Raw genomic sequence first — 16,333 nt, 5'->3', positions numbered from 1 at the left:
GTCAGTGGCGTGGTGCAGTGTGGTCAGCAGATCCGAACCGGCCGAGCTGGAGGGGGACTCAGCCATGCCTGCGTCTGCTGGAACGACCACTGTCGACCCGAGCCACAACCAGTCCGCGCCCGCGAACACACGCACGAGCGCGGACCCGGACACGCGTGGGGACGCGCACCCGGACACGCGCCCGGACGGCGAGGTGCTGCGGGCGCACGCCGAGCACGCCTACGCCCATGAACTCGCCGCGCTGGCCGCCCAGGACGACCGGCCCAGGCCGGCCCGCTGGAAGCTCTCGCCGTGGGCCGTCGCCACCTATCTGCTCGGCGGCACGCTGCCGGACGGCACGATGATCACACCGAAGTACGTCGGACCGCGCCGCATCGTCGAGGTGGCCGTCACCACGCTCGCCACCGACCGCGCGCTGCTCCTGCTGGGCGTGCCCGGCACCGCCAAGACCTGGGTTTCCGAACACCTGGCGGCGGCCGTCAGCGGCGACTCCACGCTGCTCGTGCAGGGCACGGCGGGCACACCGGAGGAGGCGATCCGGTACGGCTGGAACTACGCGCAGCTGCTCGCCCACGGCCCGAGCCGCGACGCCCTCGTGCCCAGCCCCGTCATGCGGGCCATGGCGGAGGGCATGACGGCACGCGTCGAGGAGCTGACCCGGATCCCCGCCGACGTCCAGGACACACTGATCACGATCCTGTCCGAGAAGACCTTGCCGATACCGGAGTTGGGGCAGGAAGTGCAGGCCGTCCGCGGCTTCAACCTCATCGCCACGGCCAACGACCGCGACCGCGGCGTGAACGACCTGTCGAGCGCCCTGCGCCGCCGATTCAACACCGTGGTGCTGCCGCTGCCGGAGAGCGCCGACGCCGAGGTCGACATCGTCTCGCGCCGCGTCGACCAGCTCGGCCGGTCCCTCGACCTGCCGGCCGTGCCCGACGGCGTCGACGAGATCCGCCGTGTCGTCACGGTCTTCCGTGAGCTGCGCGACGGCGTCACGACGGACGGCCGGACGAAGCTGAAGTCGCCCAGCGGCACGCTGTCCACCGCCGAGGCGATCTCCGTCGTCACGGGCGGGCTCGCCCTGGCCGCGCACTTCGGCGACGGCGTCCTGCGCCCCTCCGACGTCGCCGCCGGCATCCTCGGCGCCGTCGTCCGCGACCCCGCAGCCGACCGCGTCATCTGGCAGGAGTACCTGGAAGCCGTCGTCCGCGAGCGTGACGGTTGGACGGACTTCTACCGCGCCTGCCGGGAGGTGAGCGTGTGAGCGGGCGGGGGGAGGGAGCGGCTGCCGGCGCGAGCGACCCGGCCGCCGGGGCGGACAGGGCGAAGGGGGCGGACCCGGCGGACCGCGCGACGGAGGCGGAGGCGGGTGGTCACGTGGGGGACGGGGACCGAAACGGGGCACGGGTGGAGGCCGAACCAGGGGTGGGCGAGGTCCGGGCGCGTGGTGGTGGCCCGTTGTTGCTGGGAGTGCGGCATCACGGGCCGGGTTCGGCCCGGGCGGTGCGAGCCGTGTTGGACGTGGCGCGGCCGCGGGTGGTGCTGATCGAGGGGCCGCCGGAGGCGGACGGGCTGATTCCGCTGGCGGCCGACGAGGACATGCGGCCCCCGGTGGCGCTCCTCGCCCACGCGGTCGACGAGCCCGGCCGGTCCTCCTTCTGGCCCTTCGCCGAGTTCTCCCCGGAGTGGGTGGCCCTTCGCTGGGCCCTTGCCCACGGCGTACCGGCACGCTTCATCGACCTGCCGGCCGCGCACTCGCTGGTCCGGGGGAGCGAGGAGGACGCCGACGCCGAGCCGGGGGAGCCGACCTCGCCGCCGGAGGAGGAACCGCTCCGGGGCGATCCGCTCGCGGCGCTCGCCGAGGCCGCCGGGTACGACGACGCCGAGCGGTGGTGGGAGGACGTGGTCGAGCACCGGGGGACGGGCGGGGACGTCTTCGCGCCGTTCACCGTGCTGGAGGAGGCCATGGGAGCGCTCCGGGAGGCTTACGGCACCGGTGGGCGCGATCGGGACCTGGTGCGCGAGGCGTACATGCGGTTGCAGCTCCGGGCCGCGCAGAAGGAGTTCGGGGACGACGGTGTGGTCGTCGTGTGCGGGGCCTGGCATGTGCCCGCGCTACGGCAGAAGCGGACCGTGGCCGCCGACCGGGCGCTGTTGAAGGGGCTGCCCAAGGTCAGGACCGACATGACCTGGGTGCCGTGGACGAACCGGCGGCTGGCCCGGGCCGGCGGTTACGGCGCGGGCATCGACTCGCCGGGCTGGTACGGCCACCTGTTCGGCGCGCCCGATCGTCCCGTGGAGCGTTGGCTCACCAAGGTGGCCGGGCTGCTGCGGGAGGAGGACCGGATCGTCTCCTCCGCGCATGTCATCGAGGCGGTACGGCTGGCCGAGACGCTCGCCGTGATGCGCGGGCGCCCGCTGCCCGGCCTGACGGAGACCACCGACGCGGTGCGGGCGGTGATGTGCGACGGCTCGGACGTACCGCTGTCACTGGTGCGGGACCGGCTGGTGGTCGGAGACGTCCTGGGGGAGGTGCCGGAATCCGCGCCGGCGGTGCCGTTGCAGCGGGACCTCACGCGGCTCCAGCGGCGGCTGAGGCTCAAGCCGGAGGCCCTCGAGCGGGAGTTGGAGCTCGACCTGCGGAAGGAGAACGACGCGGAGCGCAGCCGGCTGCTGCACCGACTGCGGCTGCTCGGCGTCGCCTGGGGCGAGCCGACGACCTCGCGCGGCAGCACGGGCACGTTCCGGGAGACCTGGCGGCTGCGCTGGGAGCCCGAGCTGTCCGTGCGCGTCGCCGAAGCCGGGGTGTGGGGGACCACCGTGCTCGCCGCGACGACCGCGAAGGCCGAGGCGGACGCCGTCACGGCCGGCTCCCTCGCCGACATCACCGGCCTCGCCGAGCGATGCCTCCTCGCCGAACTCCCGGACGCCCTGCCCGTGGTGATGCGCGTCCTCGCCGACCGCGCCGCCCTCGACGCCGACGTCGGCCACCTCGCCCAGGCGCTCCCCGCCCTCGTCCGCTCCCTCCGCTACGGCGACGTCCGCGCAACCGACACCCGGGCGCTGGCCGAGGTCGCCGCGGGACTCGCGGAGCGCGTCTTCGTCGGCCTGCCGCCCGCGTGCGCCGCGCTCGACGCGGAGGCGGCCCAGGAGACGCGCCGCCATGTCGACGCCGTGCACGGTGCCGTGGGACTCCTGGGCGACACCGTGCCGGGGCAGCAGGCCGCACGGGACGACGGTCTACGGCCCCGCTGGCACTCGGTGCTCCACGTCCTGTCGGTGCGGGACACGGTGCCCGGTGTCCTTCGCGGGCGGGCCGTACGACTCCTCCTGGACGACGGGGCGTTGGCGCAGGACGAGGCGGCCCGGCTCATGGGCCTCGTGCTCTCGCCGGGTACGGCACCCGCCGACGCGGCGGCCTGGATCGAGGGCTTCGTCGGCGGAGGCTCCGGCGGCGGAATGCTGCTCGTCCACGACGAACGGCTCCTGGGCCTGGTGGACGCCTGGCTCACCGGCGTGCCGGGGGACGCGTTCACGGACGTACTGCCGTTGCTGCGCCGGACGTTCTCGGCGTACGAGCCGGGGGTGCGCCGCACACTCGGCGAGTTGGTCCGCCGCGGGCCGGGCCGGCGGCCGAGCGCGCCGGCCGGCGGCGCGGGCATACCGGGATTCGCCGACGAACTCGACATTGACCGCGCCGACGCGGTGCTGCCGGTGCTCCGGCTGCTGCTGGGCCTGGACGACGACCGCGACAGCACTCGGGGAGATCACGCCGACGGGGAGAACGCCGACCGGGAGAACGCCGAGCAGGAGCGGACCGATGACAACGACCTTGTGGGGGTGGGGCGATGACGAGTGACGGAATGCGCGAGCCGAGGCCGGCCGCCGGATCGATGAACGGCGGGGACGGGCTCGGACACGGAGAGGGGCCACGCTCGGGCGACCGTCCGACGACCGTCACGGTGATGCCTCTCTGGGTCCGGTTCCGTGCGGGGGTGCGCCGATGACGGCGGGGTCCGAGGCGGATGTGGCCGCAGAGCGGTTGCGGCGTTGGCGGCTCGTGCTGGGTGGGGAGGCGGCGGACGGCACCGGGTGCGCGCTCGGGGGACGGGACGCGGCGATGGACCAGGCGTTGGCCGCCCTGTACGGGAAGGGCGAGAAGTCGGGGGCGGGGCAGAACCGTTCGGCGGGGCTCGGGGCGTCGGCGCCGTCCGTGGCGCGGTGGTTGGGGGACATCCGGACGTACTTCCCCTCCTCCGTCGTCCAGGTGATGCAGCGGGACGCCATCGACCGGCTCGGACTGTCCGCGCTGCTGCTGGAGCCCGAGATGCTGGAGGCGGTCGAGGCCGACGTCCACCTCGTCGGCACTCTTCTCTCCCTCAACAAGGCCATGCCGGAGACGACGAAGGAGACCGCGCGGGCCGTCGTGCGGAAGGTCGTCGAGGACCTGGAGAAGCGGCTCGCGACCCGCACCCGGGCCACCCTCACCGGCGCCCTCGACCGCAGCGCCCGCGTCAACCGGCCGCGCCACCACGACATCGACTGGAACCGCACGATCGCGGCCAACCTCAAGAACTACCTGCCGGAGTACCGCACCGTGGTACCCGAGCGGCTCATCGGGTACGGCCGGGCCTCGCAGTCGGTGAAGAAGGAGGTCGTCCTCTGCATCGACCAGTCGGGGTCCATGGCGGCATCCGTCGTGTACGCCTCCGTGTTCGGGGCGGTGCTGGCGTCCATGCGGTCCATCAGCACCCGGCTCGTCGTCTTCGACACGGCCGTCGTCGACCTCACCGACCAGCTCGACGATCCGGTCGACGTCCTCTTCGGCACCCAGCTCGGCGGTGGCACGGACATCAACAGGGCCCTGGCGTACTGTCAGTCGCAGATCACCCGGCCCGCGGAGACCGTGGTCGTGCTGATCAGCGACCTCTACGAGGGCGGCATCCGCGACGAGATGCTGAAGCGGGTGGCGGCGATGAAGGCGTCGGGGGTGCAGTTCGTGACGCTGCTCGCCCTCTCCGACGAGGGCGCGCCGGCGTACGACCGCGAGCACGCGGCGGCCCTCGCGGCGCTCGGCGCACCGGCGTTCGCCTGTACGCCCGACCTCTTCCCGGAGGTGATGGCGGCGGCGATCGAGAAGCGGCCGTTGCCGATACCGGACCGTGTGTGAGCCGGGGCGGGCGCGTGTGACGGTGGCCGCGACCGTCGCGGCAGGCGGTAACCGGACAAGGGAGGTTGAAAAGCGGACATGACAACGCGTCGGTGACAGGGGGCTTGCGCGACGGCGGGCGTCCCGTGCGAGGATCTGCAACACTTCACAGCCTTCACACGGGTGTTCGCATCTCGCGCATCTTCGCCCCGTACTCCGCCGTTCCGTCGCACCGGAGGATCTCCCGTCGTGACCCCAGCGACCGCACTTCACGGTGCCGGTGCCGCCCTGCGCATGGCGCGCGTGGCCGCCGGGGGCCGTCTGGTGCGGGTGGCGCTGTTGGTGGGCGGGCTGTTCGTGCTGGGCGTTCTGTGCGGGGAGCGGGCGAGCGCCGCGGACGGGACACCGGATGCGCGGCCCCTCCTGACCGCCGTCACACAGCACGTCGTGCGGCCGCTCACCGAGCAGGCCGCAGGCCCGGTCGACGACACCGCCGTACAGCCGGTCACCGACTCACTGCCGCGGCGGGCCTCCGACCCCGATTCGCCGGCCGTCACCGATCCCGGTTCACGGCCCGTCACCGATCCCGGTTCACGGCCCGTCACGGAGCACCTGGTGCGTCCCGTCACGGAGCACGTGGTGCGGCCGGTCACCGGGCACGCCGTACGACCCGTGACCGACCGAGCGGTAAGGCCCGTGACCGGGCAGGTCGTGCGTCCTGGGGCCGGGCGAACCGTGGAGTCGGTCGTCGAGGGTGTCGTGCGGCCGGTCACCGAATCGGTCGTGCGGCCGGTCACCGAGGGTGTGATCGGGCCCGTCACCGAGGGTGTCGTGGTGCCCGTCACCGAGGGTGTCGTGGTGCCCGTCACCGAGGGTGTCGTGGTGCCGGTGGGGGACCTCGTGGAGTCCGTCACCGAGGGGCTGGACGGAGTGACGTCGCAGCTGCCGCCGGGGAGCCTGCCGTCGCTGCCCGGGGTGCCGGGGCTCCCGCAGTCGCCGGGGCTGCCGCAGCTGCCCGAGTGGACCACCTTGCCGGTGGAGTCCCTGCCGGTCGGCGCGGTGCCGCAGGAGTCGGGACCGACGGAGGCCGAGAGGCCGGGCCCGGCGTCGGAGGGTGCCGACGGGCGTGACGTCGGGCGGGCCACCGGTCCGGCTTCCGTCGCGTACGGGCCCAAGGCCGAGGTCGGTGGCACGGCGGGCGTGAGGGCTCCTCACCGGACCGTCGCTGACGTGGATGCGGGGGGCGCGCCCGGTGTGCGTGTGCCCGCGCAGCAGAACCCGGACGGTCTTCCGACGGGCACCCTCGGCCGTCACTCCGCCGTCGACAACGGCGGGCCGCGGCACGCCGAGCCGCACGCCGTCGCCGCTCTCCCCCCGGCGCCGCTGAGCCTCGTGCCCGGCGCTCCTGCGGCCGACGCCGCGGACGGGACCCGGGACCGGCAGCGGGACATCCCCGAGTTCCCCGGATAGGGACGACCTCCCCACCCCGCCAGACCTGAAGCTCCGCCAGACCTGGAGCTCCGCTCGGGCCGACCACGTCTACCCGCCCTCCGGGAGCCCTCCGCGGTCCGGAGCGTCGGCGGACACGGGAGGACGGCGGCGAGGACAGCGGCGTCATCGGTCGCGCCTGTTCGCGCCTCATGCCCTCAGGTCACCCGATCCCCTTTCGCGCACCGCGCCCTCCCCTACGCCGTAGGGGACGCGGTCACAGTCGACCGACCCTCCGGCGGATCCCCGGACGGCCGAAAGCCGTCGGCCCGGTCCGGGCGGATGCCGGGGGGCGGTGACGGACGGTCTCCTTTGGGGAGGAGATCGCCCGTCGGGGGCCCTTCGACATCGATGAAGGGCCTCGAGGAACCTCACCGGACGTACCCCCGTCCGGTGAGGTTCCGCACGCGCGGCACGCGGTGCCAGTGAGCGCGGCATCATGTGACAGGTATCACCGCTCAGGTGTGACCCGCGATTTAGGGGGCTCCCGGAAGCAGCGATAACCTGCGAGACGGACATGCCGCGCGCTCGGACACCGTGTGCGCCTCTCTTGTGACTCTCGGCGGACGTCACGTTGCCCTTCGCGGCACGCCCACGCATAAGACGAACCGCGATCACTGATAGGGACGGAAGCGCGTGGACCTGTTCGAGTACCAGGCGAGGGACCTCTTCGCCAAGCACGGTGTACCGGTGCTGGCCGGTGAAGTCATCGACACGCCTGAGGCGGCGCGCGAGATCACCGAGCGGCTGGGCGGCAAGTCTGTCGTCAAGGCTCAGGTGAAGGTCGGTGGTCGAGGCAAGGCCGGCGGCGTCAAGCTCGCCGCCACCCCGGACGAGGCCGTCGCCCGTTCGACGGACATCCTCGGGATGGACATCAAGGGCCACACGGTCCACAAGGTGATGATCGCCGAGACCGCTCCGGAGATCGTCGAGGAGTACTACGTCTCCTATCTCCTCGACCGCACGAACCGCACCTTCCTCTCCATCGCCTCCGTCGAGGGCGGCATGGAGATCGAGGAGGTGGCGGCCACCCGCCCCGAGGCCGTCGCCAAGACGCCCATCGACGCCAACGTGGGTGTGACCCCCGAGGTCGCGCGCGGGATCGTCGAGGCCGCGAACTTCCCGGCCGAGGTCGCCGACAAGGTCGCCGACATCCTCGTCACCCTGTGGAAGACCTTCATCGATGAGGACGCACTCCTCGTCGAGGTCAACCCGCTGGCGAAGGTCGCCTCCGGCGATGTCCTCGCCCTCGACGGCAAGGTCTCCCTGGACGAGAACGCGGACTTCCGCCACCCCGACCACGAGGAGCTCGTCGACCACGCCGCCGCGAACCCCCTCGAGGCCGCGGCCAAGGAGAAGAACCTCAACTACGTCAAGCTCGACGGTGAGGTCGGCATCATCGGCAACGGCGCGGGTCTCGTGATGAGCACCCTGGACGTCGTCGCGTACGCCGGTGAGGCGCACGGTGGCGTCAAGCCCGCCAACTTCCTCGACATCGGCGGTGGCGCCTCCGCCGCCGTCATGGCGAACGGCCTGGAGATCATCCTCGGCGACCCGGACGTCAAGTCCGTCTTCGTCAACGTCTTCGGTGGCATCACCGCCTGTGACGAGGTCGCCAACGGCATCGTGCAGGCGCTGCAGCTGCTCAAGGACAAGGGCGAGGAAGTCACCAAGCCCCTCGTCGTCCGTCTGGACGGCAACAACGCCGAGCTGGGTCGCAAGATCCTCTCCGACGCCAACCACCCGCTGGTGCAGCGCGTGGACACCATGGACGGCGCGGCCGACAAGGCCGCCGAGCTCGCGGCTGCGAAGTAAGGGACGAGGGACAGAACAGCCATGGCTATCTTCCTCAACAAGGACTCCAAGGTCATCGTCCAGGGCATGACCGGTGCCACGGGCATGAAGCACACCAAGCTCATGCTGGCCGACGGCACGAACATCGTCGGTGGCGTGAACCCCCGCAAGGCGGGCACGTCCGTCGACGTCGACGGCACCGAGATCCCGGTCTTCGGCACCGTCGCCGAGGCGATCGAGAAGACGGGCGCGAACGTGTCCGTCCTCTTCGTACCGCCGGCCTTCGCCAAGGCCGCCGTCGTCGAGGCCATCGACGCCGAGATCCCGCTCGCGGTCGTCATCACCGAGGGCATCGCGGTCCACGACTCGGCCGCGTTCTACGCGTACGCCGGGACCAAGGGCAACAAGACCCGGATCATCGGGCCGAACTGCCCGGGTCTGATCACCCCCGGTCAGTCGAACGCCGGCATCATCCCCGGTGACATCACCAAGCCGGGCCGCATCGGTCTGGTCTCGAAGTCCGGCACGCTGACGTACCAGATGATGTACGAGCTCCGTGACATCGGCTTCTCCTCGGCCGTCGGCATCGGTGGCGACCCGGTCATCGGTACGACGCACATCGACGCGCTCGCCGCGTTCGAGGCCGACCCCGACACCGACCTGATCGTGATGATCGGTGAGATCGGTGGCGACGCGGAGGAGCGTGCCGCCGACTTCATCAAGGCCAACGTGAAGAAGCCGGTCGTCGGTTACGTCGCCGGGTTCACCGCGCCCGAGGGCAAGACCATGGGCCACGCCGGCGCCATCGTGTCCGGGTCCTCCGGTACGGCCGCCGCCAAGAAGGAGGCCCTGGAGGCCGCCGGTGTCAAGGTCGGCAAGACGCCCACCGAGACGGCGAAGCTCGCGCGCGAGATTCTCAACGGCTGATCTTCAGTTCGGCTGAGCCTTTTGTGGGCCCGTATCCCCTGTTCGGGGGGTACGGGCCCACTGGCGTACCCGGGGCCGGTTCGGCGGCGTCGCCGCTCAGTGGGCTTCCGGGTGCAGGCGTTCCGGACCGGCGGTCGCTTCCGATCTGAGCTTGGCCCGGAGTTTCTGTTCGGTCTTGGAGAGAGGGCCGGGGGCCGCTCTCGGGGGGATGCCCTGGACCGGGGTGCCCGGGGGGACCGGGGGCTCGTAGTGGTCGGGGGCGGTGTGGAGGGTGAGGGCCGTGGTGGTGAGGAGCAGGGTGGTGAAGGCGATCGCGGCGTGGATCCAGCGCCGGGCGCGCAGGTCGGCCCGGGCGCGGAGGGCGAGGGGCTTGGTCGGACCGGGGCGGACGTCGGAGGGGAGCGCGGCGAGGAGGCGGTTGAGGTCGTCGGGGGCCACTGCCTGGGGGAGGCGTGCGGTGACGGTCGCGCGGGCGTAGAGGAGGCGGCCTGCGGCGGCGGGGGTGCTGGCCTCCGTCTCGGCTGCCGTGTCGGGCAGGTCGAGGCCCACGCCGTCGTAGAGGAGCAGGGTCCGGCGGTACGGGGGCGGCAGTTCCAGGAGGGCGGTCAGCAGGGCTCGGCCGGTGGGGTCGGCCGGCGGTGGTTCGCGGTGCTGGAAGGCGCGGGGGTCCAGACGGCGCCAGGGGGAGAGGGCGTAGTCGTGGGCCGCCGCCCGCACCCAGCCCGCCGGGTCGCGGTCGACCGCCACCTCCGGCCAGCGGTGCCACGCGAGCTGGAAGGCGCGCTCCACGGCCTCACGCGCGAGCCGACGCTGTCCGGTGAGCAGATAGGTCTGCTGGACGAGGGTGGGGGCGCAGTACGCGTAGAGCGCGTCGAAGGCCTGGGCGGGCGTCAGGCGTGGTGGGGCAGGGGTCGCGGCCCGGGCCGGATCGTCGGGGTCGGGGTCCGTGTCGGGCTCCGTGCCCAGGGGCTGCTGATACCACTCGGGCCCGCTCGGGACGGACGGTTCGCCGGAAGCTGCGGCTCCGCTCCTGGTTCCCTTTCCGGTTCCGGTTCCGGTTCCGGGCCCGGCCCCGGGCGTGGGCGCGGGCGCGGTCACTGGATCGCCTCCCGCCGTAGCGACCTCCGTCGGACCAACCCTCGCGCGAAAAAACACATAAGCACATATTGGGCGACACGTGCAGGAAACGTCTGTTACGCCGGTAAAGCGCGTGTCGTTGGGAGCATGGCCGACGTGACGTACGCGACCGACCCGAACGACCCGACCGCGGGGCCGGGCCACTCCACCGACCACGGCTGGGCGGCATCCTCCACGGCACCCGGGCTGCCCATGCGGCAGGGCGCGGCGACGGCCTCCCTGTACTCGTCGTCGCCGCGGTCCCCCTTGTCGCCGTTGCTACGAAGGGCGCGCCGTCGGTCGTCCGAGCTCGTCTCCGGGGTGCTGGGCGGAGCCCTCGCGGCGGGCCTCGGCTGTGCGGTGTTCACCGCGCTGGTGACCGTGCTCTGGATCAGTTCGCCGTACCCGGACAGCGGGCCCGGCGGGGCGCTGCACGTGGCGGCGGCCCTGTGGCTGCTCTCCCACGGCGTGGAACTCGTCCGCACCGACACGCTCTCCGGTGCCCCCGCCCCGGTCGGCCTCGTCCCCCTCCTCCTGCTCGCGCTGCCCGTGGTGCTGCTGCACCGTTCGGCCCGCGACCACGCGGGGGACGGCTCCGGGGTGAGCGCCCGCGCGACCTGGGCCGGACTCGTCATCGGATACGCGACCGTCGGCGCGGTGGTCACGCTGTACGCCTCCGGGGGCGTGCTGCGCCCGTCGTGGCTGTGGGCCGCGCTCTGCGTACCACTGCTCGCGGCGCTCGCGGCGGGCACGGGGGTGTGGGCGGCGCGCGGGCGCTCCCGGCTGCCCCTGCCCGCGCTCCTCGGGCGTGCCCGGGCGACGGAAGGACGGCGGCAGTTGGCGGCCGCCGCCGGACGAGCCGCCGTGGCAGGTGTGCTCGTGCTGACCGGTGGGGGTGCCCTGCTGGTGGCGGTGTCCCTGGTCTGGCACGGAGCGGCGGCCCGTGAGTCCTTCCTGCAGCTCACCGAAGGGCTGTCCGGGCGGTTCGCCGTCCTGCTGCTCTGTGTCGCCCTCGTCCCGAACGCGGCGCTCTGGGGTGCGGCGTACGCGCTCGGCCCCGGCTTCGTGTTGAGCGCCGGGCACACCGTCGCACCACTGAGCGCGGCGGCCCCCGTCGCGTTCCTGCCGTCCTTCCCGTTGCTCGCCGCTGTTCCGGCGGGTGGGGGTGCGCCGGCGTACTGGGTGGTGGGGCTGGTGCCGCTCGCCGCGGGAGTGACGGTCGGGTGGTTCATCGCGGCGCGGGCCGCCGCCGACCGCTCGGCGCCGTGGTCCGTGCGGCGTACGGCCGCCGCGGCTCTTCTCGCCGCGCTCCTGTCCGCCGCCGCCTTCGCCGTCCTCACCCACCTCGCCGGCGGCTCCCTCGGCGTCGCCGCGCTCACCGAATTCGGCCCCGTGGGGTGGCGGGCGGGCGGCGCGGCCGGCGTCTGGGTGGGTGCGGTGGGGATCCCGGTCGCGCTGGCGGCGCGCTGGGTTCGGGTGTGGGACCGGAAGACCTTGGCTGCCGCACCGACGACCGGCCGGCGAACGGCGGCGGGGGTGCCAGGGGCCAGGGGGGCCGCTCGGACGAGTGCGGCGGGGGTGCCGGGGGTCGAGACCGGGCGGCGGGAGAAGACGGTGGGGGTGCCTGCGCCTGAACGGCCCTCGACCGCTGGCACGTCCACCGCTGCCACGTCCACCGCAGCCCCGAACGCTTCCGCCGATGCCGATGCCGATGCCGATGCCGGCGCCGTCGTCGGTCCCGGCTCTGGTCCCCATGCCGGTCCCCATGCCGGTCCCTATCCCGGTCCCGAGGCCGGCCGCGACTCCGGGTCCGACGCCGCCGCGCCGTACGACGCCCTCGACCCGTACGCCCACACATCCGCGGCCTCTGCGGTCCCGCCCGTCTGGGACCCGGCCTCCCGCGAAGCCCGCTGGGCGGCACTGCGCGAGGCGCTGACGGCCCGAGCCGAAGGTGATCGCCCCACGGCCCGCTTCGCTCGACCACCAAGCCCCGGCCCTGAACCGAGCCCCAGCCCTGAACTGAGCTCTGGCCCTGAACCGAGCCCCGGCCCACCACCAAGCCCTGGCCCGGCACCAAGCCCCGGCTCTGAACCCGGGAACGGCTCGTCATCCGAGGCGGTGGCGGGCAGGAGTGGGCCGAGCGGTTCCGATGACGGGTCCGCTTGCGCTGCCTCGCCCGAGGGCCCGCCGACGCTCGACCCCGGTGCCAAGAACCGTCCCGGGGAAGTGCTCTGACAAAGGAGAGGCGCCGCCTGTAGTTCCGGCGGCGCCTTCGGGGCGTTGGCTGCTGTGTCCGGCGGTTACTGCGCGCCCAGCACGTCCCGCAGCGGGCCCTCCGGGAGGAGGTCCTTGCAGGACTTGGCGGAGACCGTGGTGAGGGAGTCGTCGACGCAGGTGTAGTAGTCGCGGTAGACGAACTGCGCCGTGAAGGTGATGGCGACGATCGCGAGCGCGATCGTGGAGGTCACCAGGCCGCTGATGGCCGCCGTCCGCTGCGGGCGACCGCTCGGCTCGGGCGCCGCCGGCCGGGACGGGTCCGGTGTGGCCGGCTTGGCACGGAGCGCGCTGACAGCCCAGTACACCGCCAGCGAACCGAGCAGCAGGGCCACGTACGGCCAGGCGAAGAGCGCGAAGAAGAAGGCCCACATGCCGCAGAGCAGCGAGTACCGCGCGTGGCGCTGGGCGGGGTCCGTCGGGTCCCAGCGCAGACCGCTGCCCGGCCCGCCCTCGGGGCCCTGGCCGGAACCGCCGGGACCACCCGGTCCGCCCTGGCCACCGGGACGCTCGCCGAAGTGTCCGCCGGACGAGCGGCCGGGCTGCCGGTCGCTCCACTGACTGCCCCATGGCGAGTGACCACCACCGCGCCCCGCTCCGTCACCGGACCCCCGGCCCTCGGGTCGGCGCGGCTGCCACGGCCGGTCGGGCGCGTCCTCGGGCGGAGGCGCGAACGGATTGTCGTCCGAAGAGCCTGAGCCCTGGCCCCGCCCGGACTGCCCGGACTGCTCGGGGGTGTCCTCGCTCTCGCGCGGAGGCGTGGGCGAGGAACTCCGCTCGCGCAGCAGGAGCGAAGAAAGGCGGAGGCTGCGGTCCGGCATCAGGAGTGCGTCTTCCCCTTGGTGAGTACGGCGATGAGTCAGCGATGAAGTCTGGCGGTAGAGCCTGATCTCGGCGGTGAAATCTACTGGTAGGGCATGAGCTGTCACTCCGTGAACGCCCCACACACCGACCGCGTTCCCGAGCCCACTCCTGGCAGACGCTACCTCCCGGCCGCGCCCCCGTCCCACGGGGGCCGTCCGATGTGCCGGTATCGTTGCTGACGGTCGGCCGCTTCGTAGACTTCCCCGTATCGGGGGATGCGAAGCATTCGTATGAATGCACAAGCGCTCAGGTGCACCGCACGCACCGGCGCCGTCGGCGGACCGGAACGTCCCCGCGGAACCCGCGGAACCCGCGGAACCCGCGGAACCCGCGGAACCCGCGGAACCCGCGGAACCCGCGGAACCCGCGGAACCCGCGGAACCCGCGGAACCCGTAGAACCCGTAGAACCCGTAGAAAGGGCCCCACCGTGGCCGCCAAGCCCGTGGCCAAGCGCCTCGTCGTGCTGGTCTCCGGATCCGGCACCAACCTCCAGGCGTTGCTGGACGCCATCGCGACGACCGGCGTCGAGGCCTACGGCGCCGAGATCGTGGCCGTCGGAGCCGACCGCGGCGGAATCGAGGGACTCGCCCGCGCCGAGCGCGCCGGGCTGCCGACCTTCGTCTGCCGGGTCAAGGACCACGCGACGCGTGACGAGTGGGACGCGGCGCTCGCCGAGGCCGTCGCCGCGTACGAGCCCGATCTCGTCGTCTCGGCCGGGTTCATGAAGATCGTGGGGAAGGAGTTCCTGGCGCGGTTCGGCGGTCGCTTCGTCAACACGCACCCGGCTCTCCTCCCCAGTTTCCCGGGGGCTCACGGGGTGCGGGACGCGCTCGCGTACGGCGCCCGGGTCACCGGCTGCACCGTCCACTTCGTCGACGACGGCGTCGACACGGGACCGATCATCGCGCAGGGCGTGGTGGAGGTCCGGGACGAGGACGACGAGAGCGCTCTGCACGAGCGCATCAAGGAAGTCGAGCGAAGGCTGCTCGTCGATGTCGTGGGGCGGCTCGCCCGCAACGGCTATCGCATTGAGGGACGAAAGGTAGTTATCCAGTGACCGCCGACATCAACAAGCGGCCCCTTCGCCGGGCGCTCGTCAGCGTCTACGACAAGACCGGGCTCGAGGAGCTCGCGCGCGGGCTGCACGAGGCCGGTGTCGAGCTCGTCTCCACCGGCTCAACGGCCGCGAAGATCGCCGCAGCCGGCGTCCCCGTCACCAAGGTCGAGGAGCTCACCGGCTTCCCCGAGTGCCTGGACGGCCGGGTCAAGACCCTGCACCCCAAGGTCCACGCGGGCATCCTCGCCGACCTCCGGCTGGAGGACCACCAGCGCCAGCTCGCCGAGCTGGGGGTCGAGCCCTTCGACCTCGTCGTCGTGAACCTCTACCCGTTCCGGGAGACCGTCGCCTCCGGCGCCACCCCCGACGAGTGCGTCGAGCAGATCGACATCGGCGGCCCTTCCATGGTCCGCGCCGCCGCCAAGAACCACCCCTCCGTCGCGGTCGTCACCAGCCCCGCCCGGTACGCCGACGTCCTCGTGGCGGTCAAGGACGGCGGGTTCGACCTCACCACCCGCAAGCGGCTCGCGGCCGAGGCCTTCCAGCACACGGCCGCGTACGACGTCGCCGTGGCCTCCTGGTTCGCGTCCTCGTACGCGCCTGCCGACGACTCGCAGTTCCCCGACTTCCTCGGGGCCACCTGGGAGCGCGCGCACACCCTGCGCTACGGCGAGAACCCGCACCAGCCCGCCGCGCTGTACGTCTCCGGGACCGGCGGTCTCGCCGAGGCCGAGCAGCTGCACGGCAAGGAGATGTCGTACAACAACTACACGGACACGGACGCCGCGCGCCGTGCCGCGTACGACCACGACGAGCCGGCCGTCGCGATCATCAAGCACGCCAACCCGTGCGGTATCGCGGTCGGCGCCGATGTCGCCGAGGCCCACCGCAAGGCGCACGCCTGTGACCCGCTGTCCGCGTTCGGCGGTGTGATCGCCGTCAACCGGCCGGTCAGCAAGGAGATGGCGGAGCAGGTCGCGGAGATCTTCACCGAGGTCATCGTCGCGCCCGACTACGAGGAGGGGGCACTGGAGGCCCTCGCCAAGAAGAAGAACATCCGGGTGCTCAAGGCGCCGGGCGCGCCCGCCGCGCCGGTGGAGCTCAAGCCCGTCGACGGCGGTGCGCTGCTCCAGGTGACCGACCGTCTCCAGGCCGACGGGGACGACCCGGCGCACTGGACCCTCGCCACCGGTGACGCCCTCTCCGCCGACGAGCTGGCCGAGCTGGCGTTCGCCTGGAAGGCCTGCCGCGCGGTGAAGTCCAACGCCATCCTGCTCGCCAAGGACGGCGCGTCGGTGGGCGTCGGCATGGGACAGGTCAACCGCGTCGACTCCTGCAAGCTGGCGGTGGAGCGGGCCGGAGCCGAGCGTGCGCGGGGCTCGTACGTCGCCTCCGACGCCTTCTTCCCCTTCCCGGACAACATCGACGTCCTGGCCGCGGCCGGCGTCAAGGCCATCGTCCAGCCGGGCGGTTCGGTGCGTGACGAGCTGGTCGTCGAGGCCGCGCAGAAGGCCGGCATCACGATGTACTTCACGGGGACGCGGCACTTCTTCCACTGAGCGGGCTGACTGAGCCGCTCCACCGATGCCGCTCCACTGAGCCACTCGGTTGAGCCGCTTCGTCGAGAGTGTGGGGCGCGGGGCCCGTCGGACATACCGAC

The 16,333-nt window shown here is 72.8% G+C and carries 11 protein-coding genes; 9 read left to right on the top strand and 2 right to left on the bottom strand.

Features of this window, described 5'->3' with window-relative positions:
• The first annotated feature begins 64 nt into the window (after positions 1-64).
• From RM704_RS23780 to sucD, 6 genes are all read left to right on the top strand, one after another.
• Complete coding sequence (locus RM704_RS23780) at positions 65-1,267, top strand: ATP-binding protein (protein ID WP_192829569.1); 1,203 nt, start codon at positions 65-67, stop codon at positions 1,265-1,267.
• Positions 1,268-1,380: 113 nt separating this feature from the next.
• Positions 1,381-3,855: a DUF5682 family protein gene (locus tag RM704_RS23775; RefSeq protein ID WP_438828946.1), complete on the top strand. Its 2,475-nt coding sequence runs from the start codon at positions 1,381-1,383 to the stop codon at positions 3,853-3,855.
• Between the two features lie 151 nt (positions 3,856-4,006).
• On the top strand, positions 4,007-5,173 hold the full coding sequence (locus RM704_RS23770; RefSeq protein ID WP_033525343.1) for a VWA domain-containing protein: 1,167 nt from the start codon (positions 4,007-4,009) through the stop codon (positions 5,171-5,173).
• 228 nt (positions 5,174-5,401) lie between these two features.
• Positions 5,402-6,622: a hypothetical protein gene (locus tag RM704_RS23765; protein ID WP_033525342.1), complete on the top strand. Its 1,221-nt coding sequence runs from the start codon at positions 5,402-5,404 to the stop codon at positions 6,620-6,622.
• Positions 6,623-7,276: 654 nt separating this feature from the next.
• Positions 7,277-8,455 carry an ADP-forming succinate--CoA ligase subunit beta gene (sucC, locus tag RM704_RS23760; RefSeq protein ID WP_033525341.1) on the top strand — a complete coding sequence of 393 codons (1,179 nt, stop codon included), beginning with the start codon at positions 7,277-7,279 and terminating at the stop codon, positions 8,453-8,455.
• 21 nt (positions 8,456-8,476) lie between these two features.
• Positions 8,477-9,361: a succinate--CoA ligase subunit alpha gene (gene sucD, locus RM704_RS23755; RefSeq protein WP_033525340.1), complete on the top strand. Its 885-nt coding sequence runs from the start codon at positions 8,477-8,479 to the stop codon at positions 9,359-9,361.
• 96 nt (positions 9,362-9,457) lie between these two features.
• Here the strand turns inward: sucD and RM704_RS23750 are convergent, their stop codons facing one another.
• Positions 9,458-10,459, bottom strand: a complete 1,002-nt coding sequence (locus RM704_RS23750) for a SigE family RNA polymerase sigma factor (RefSeq protein WP_052145827.1) — start codon at positions 10,457-10,459, stop codon at positions 9,458-9,460.
• A 126-nt stretch (positions 10,460-10,585) separates the two neighbouring features.
• On the opposite strand from RM704_RS23750, the gene RM704_RS23745 reads away from it, so the two are divergent.
• Positions 10,586-12,712 (top strand): cell division protein PerM, encoded by a 2,127-nt coding sequence (locus tag RM704_RS23745; RefSeq protein WP_063774446.1) that lies wholly within the window; start codon positions 10,586-10,588, stop codon positions 12,710-12,712.
• A gap of 65 nt (positions 12,713-12,777) precedes the next feature.
• Here the strand turns inward: RM704_RS23745 and RM704_RS23740 are convergent, their stop codons facing one another.
• Positions 12,778-13,572, bottom strand: coding sequence for a membrane protein (locus tag RM704_RS23740; RefSeq protein ID WP_033525338.1), 795 nt, complete (start codon positions 13,570-13,572; stop codon positions 12,778-12,780).
• Positions 13,573-14,043: 471 nt separating this feature from the next.
• Here RM704_RS23740 and purN point away from each other — a divergent pair, with 471 nt between their 5' ends.
• Together purN and purH are read left to right on the top strand one after the other, a co-directional pair.
• A complete protein-coding gene (gene purN / locus RM704_RS23735; protein ID WP_033525337.1) occupies positions 14,044-14,673 on the top strand; it encodes a phosphoribosylglycinamide formyltransferase in 630 nt (209 codons plus the stop codon).
• Positions 14,670-16,232, top strand: a complete 1,563-nt coding sequence (gene purH, locus RM704_RS23730; protein ID WP_033525336.1) for a bifunctional phosphoribosylaminoimidazolecarboxamide formyltransferase/IMP cyclohydrolase — start codon at positions 14,670-14,672, stop codon at positions 16,230-16,232. Before purN ends, purH begins: the two co-directional genes overlap by 4 nt.
• Positions 16,233-16,333 lie beyond the last annotated feature (101 nt).

The sequence above is a fragment of the Streptomyces gottesmaniae genome (genome assembly GCF_031845845.1).
In the GTDB taxonomy this organism is placed as follows: Bacteria; Actinomycetota; Actinomycetes; order Streptomycetales; family Streptomycetaceae; genus Streptomyces; species Streptomyces akebiae.
The sequence above is the reverse complement of the archived record's forward strand: the minus strand, read 5'-3'. Positions and strand labels throughout refer to the sequence as shown.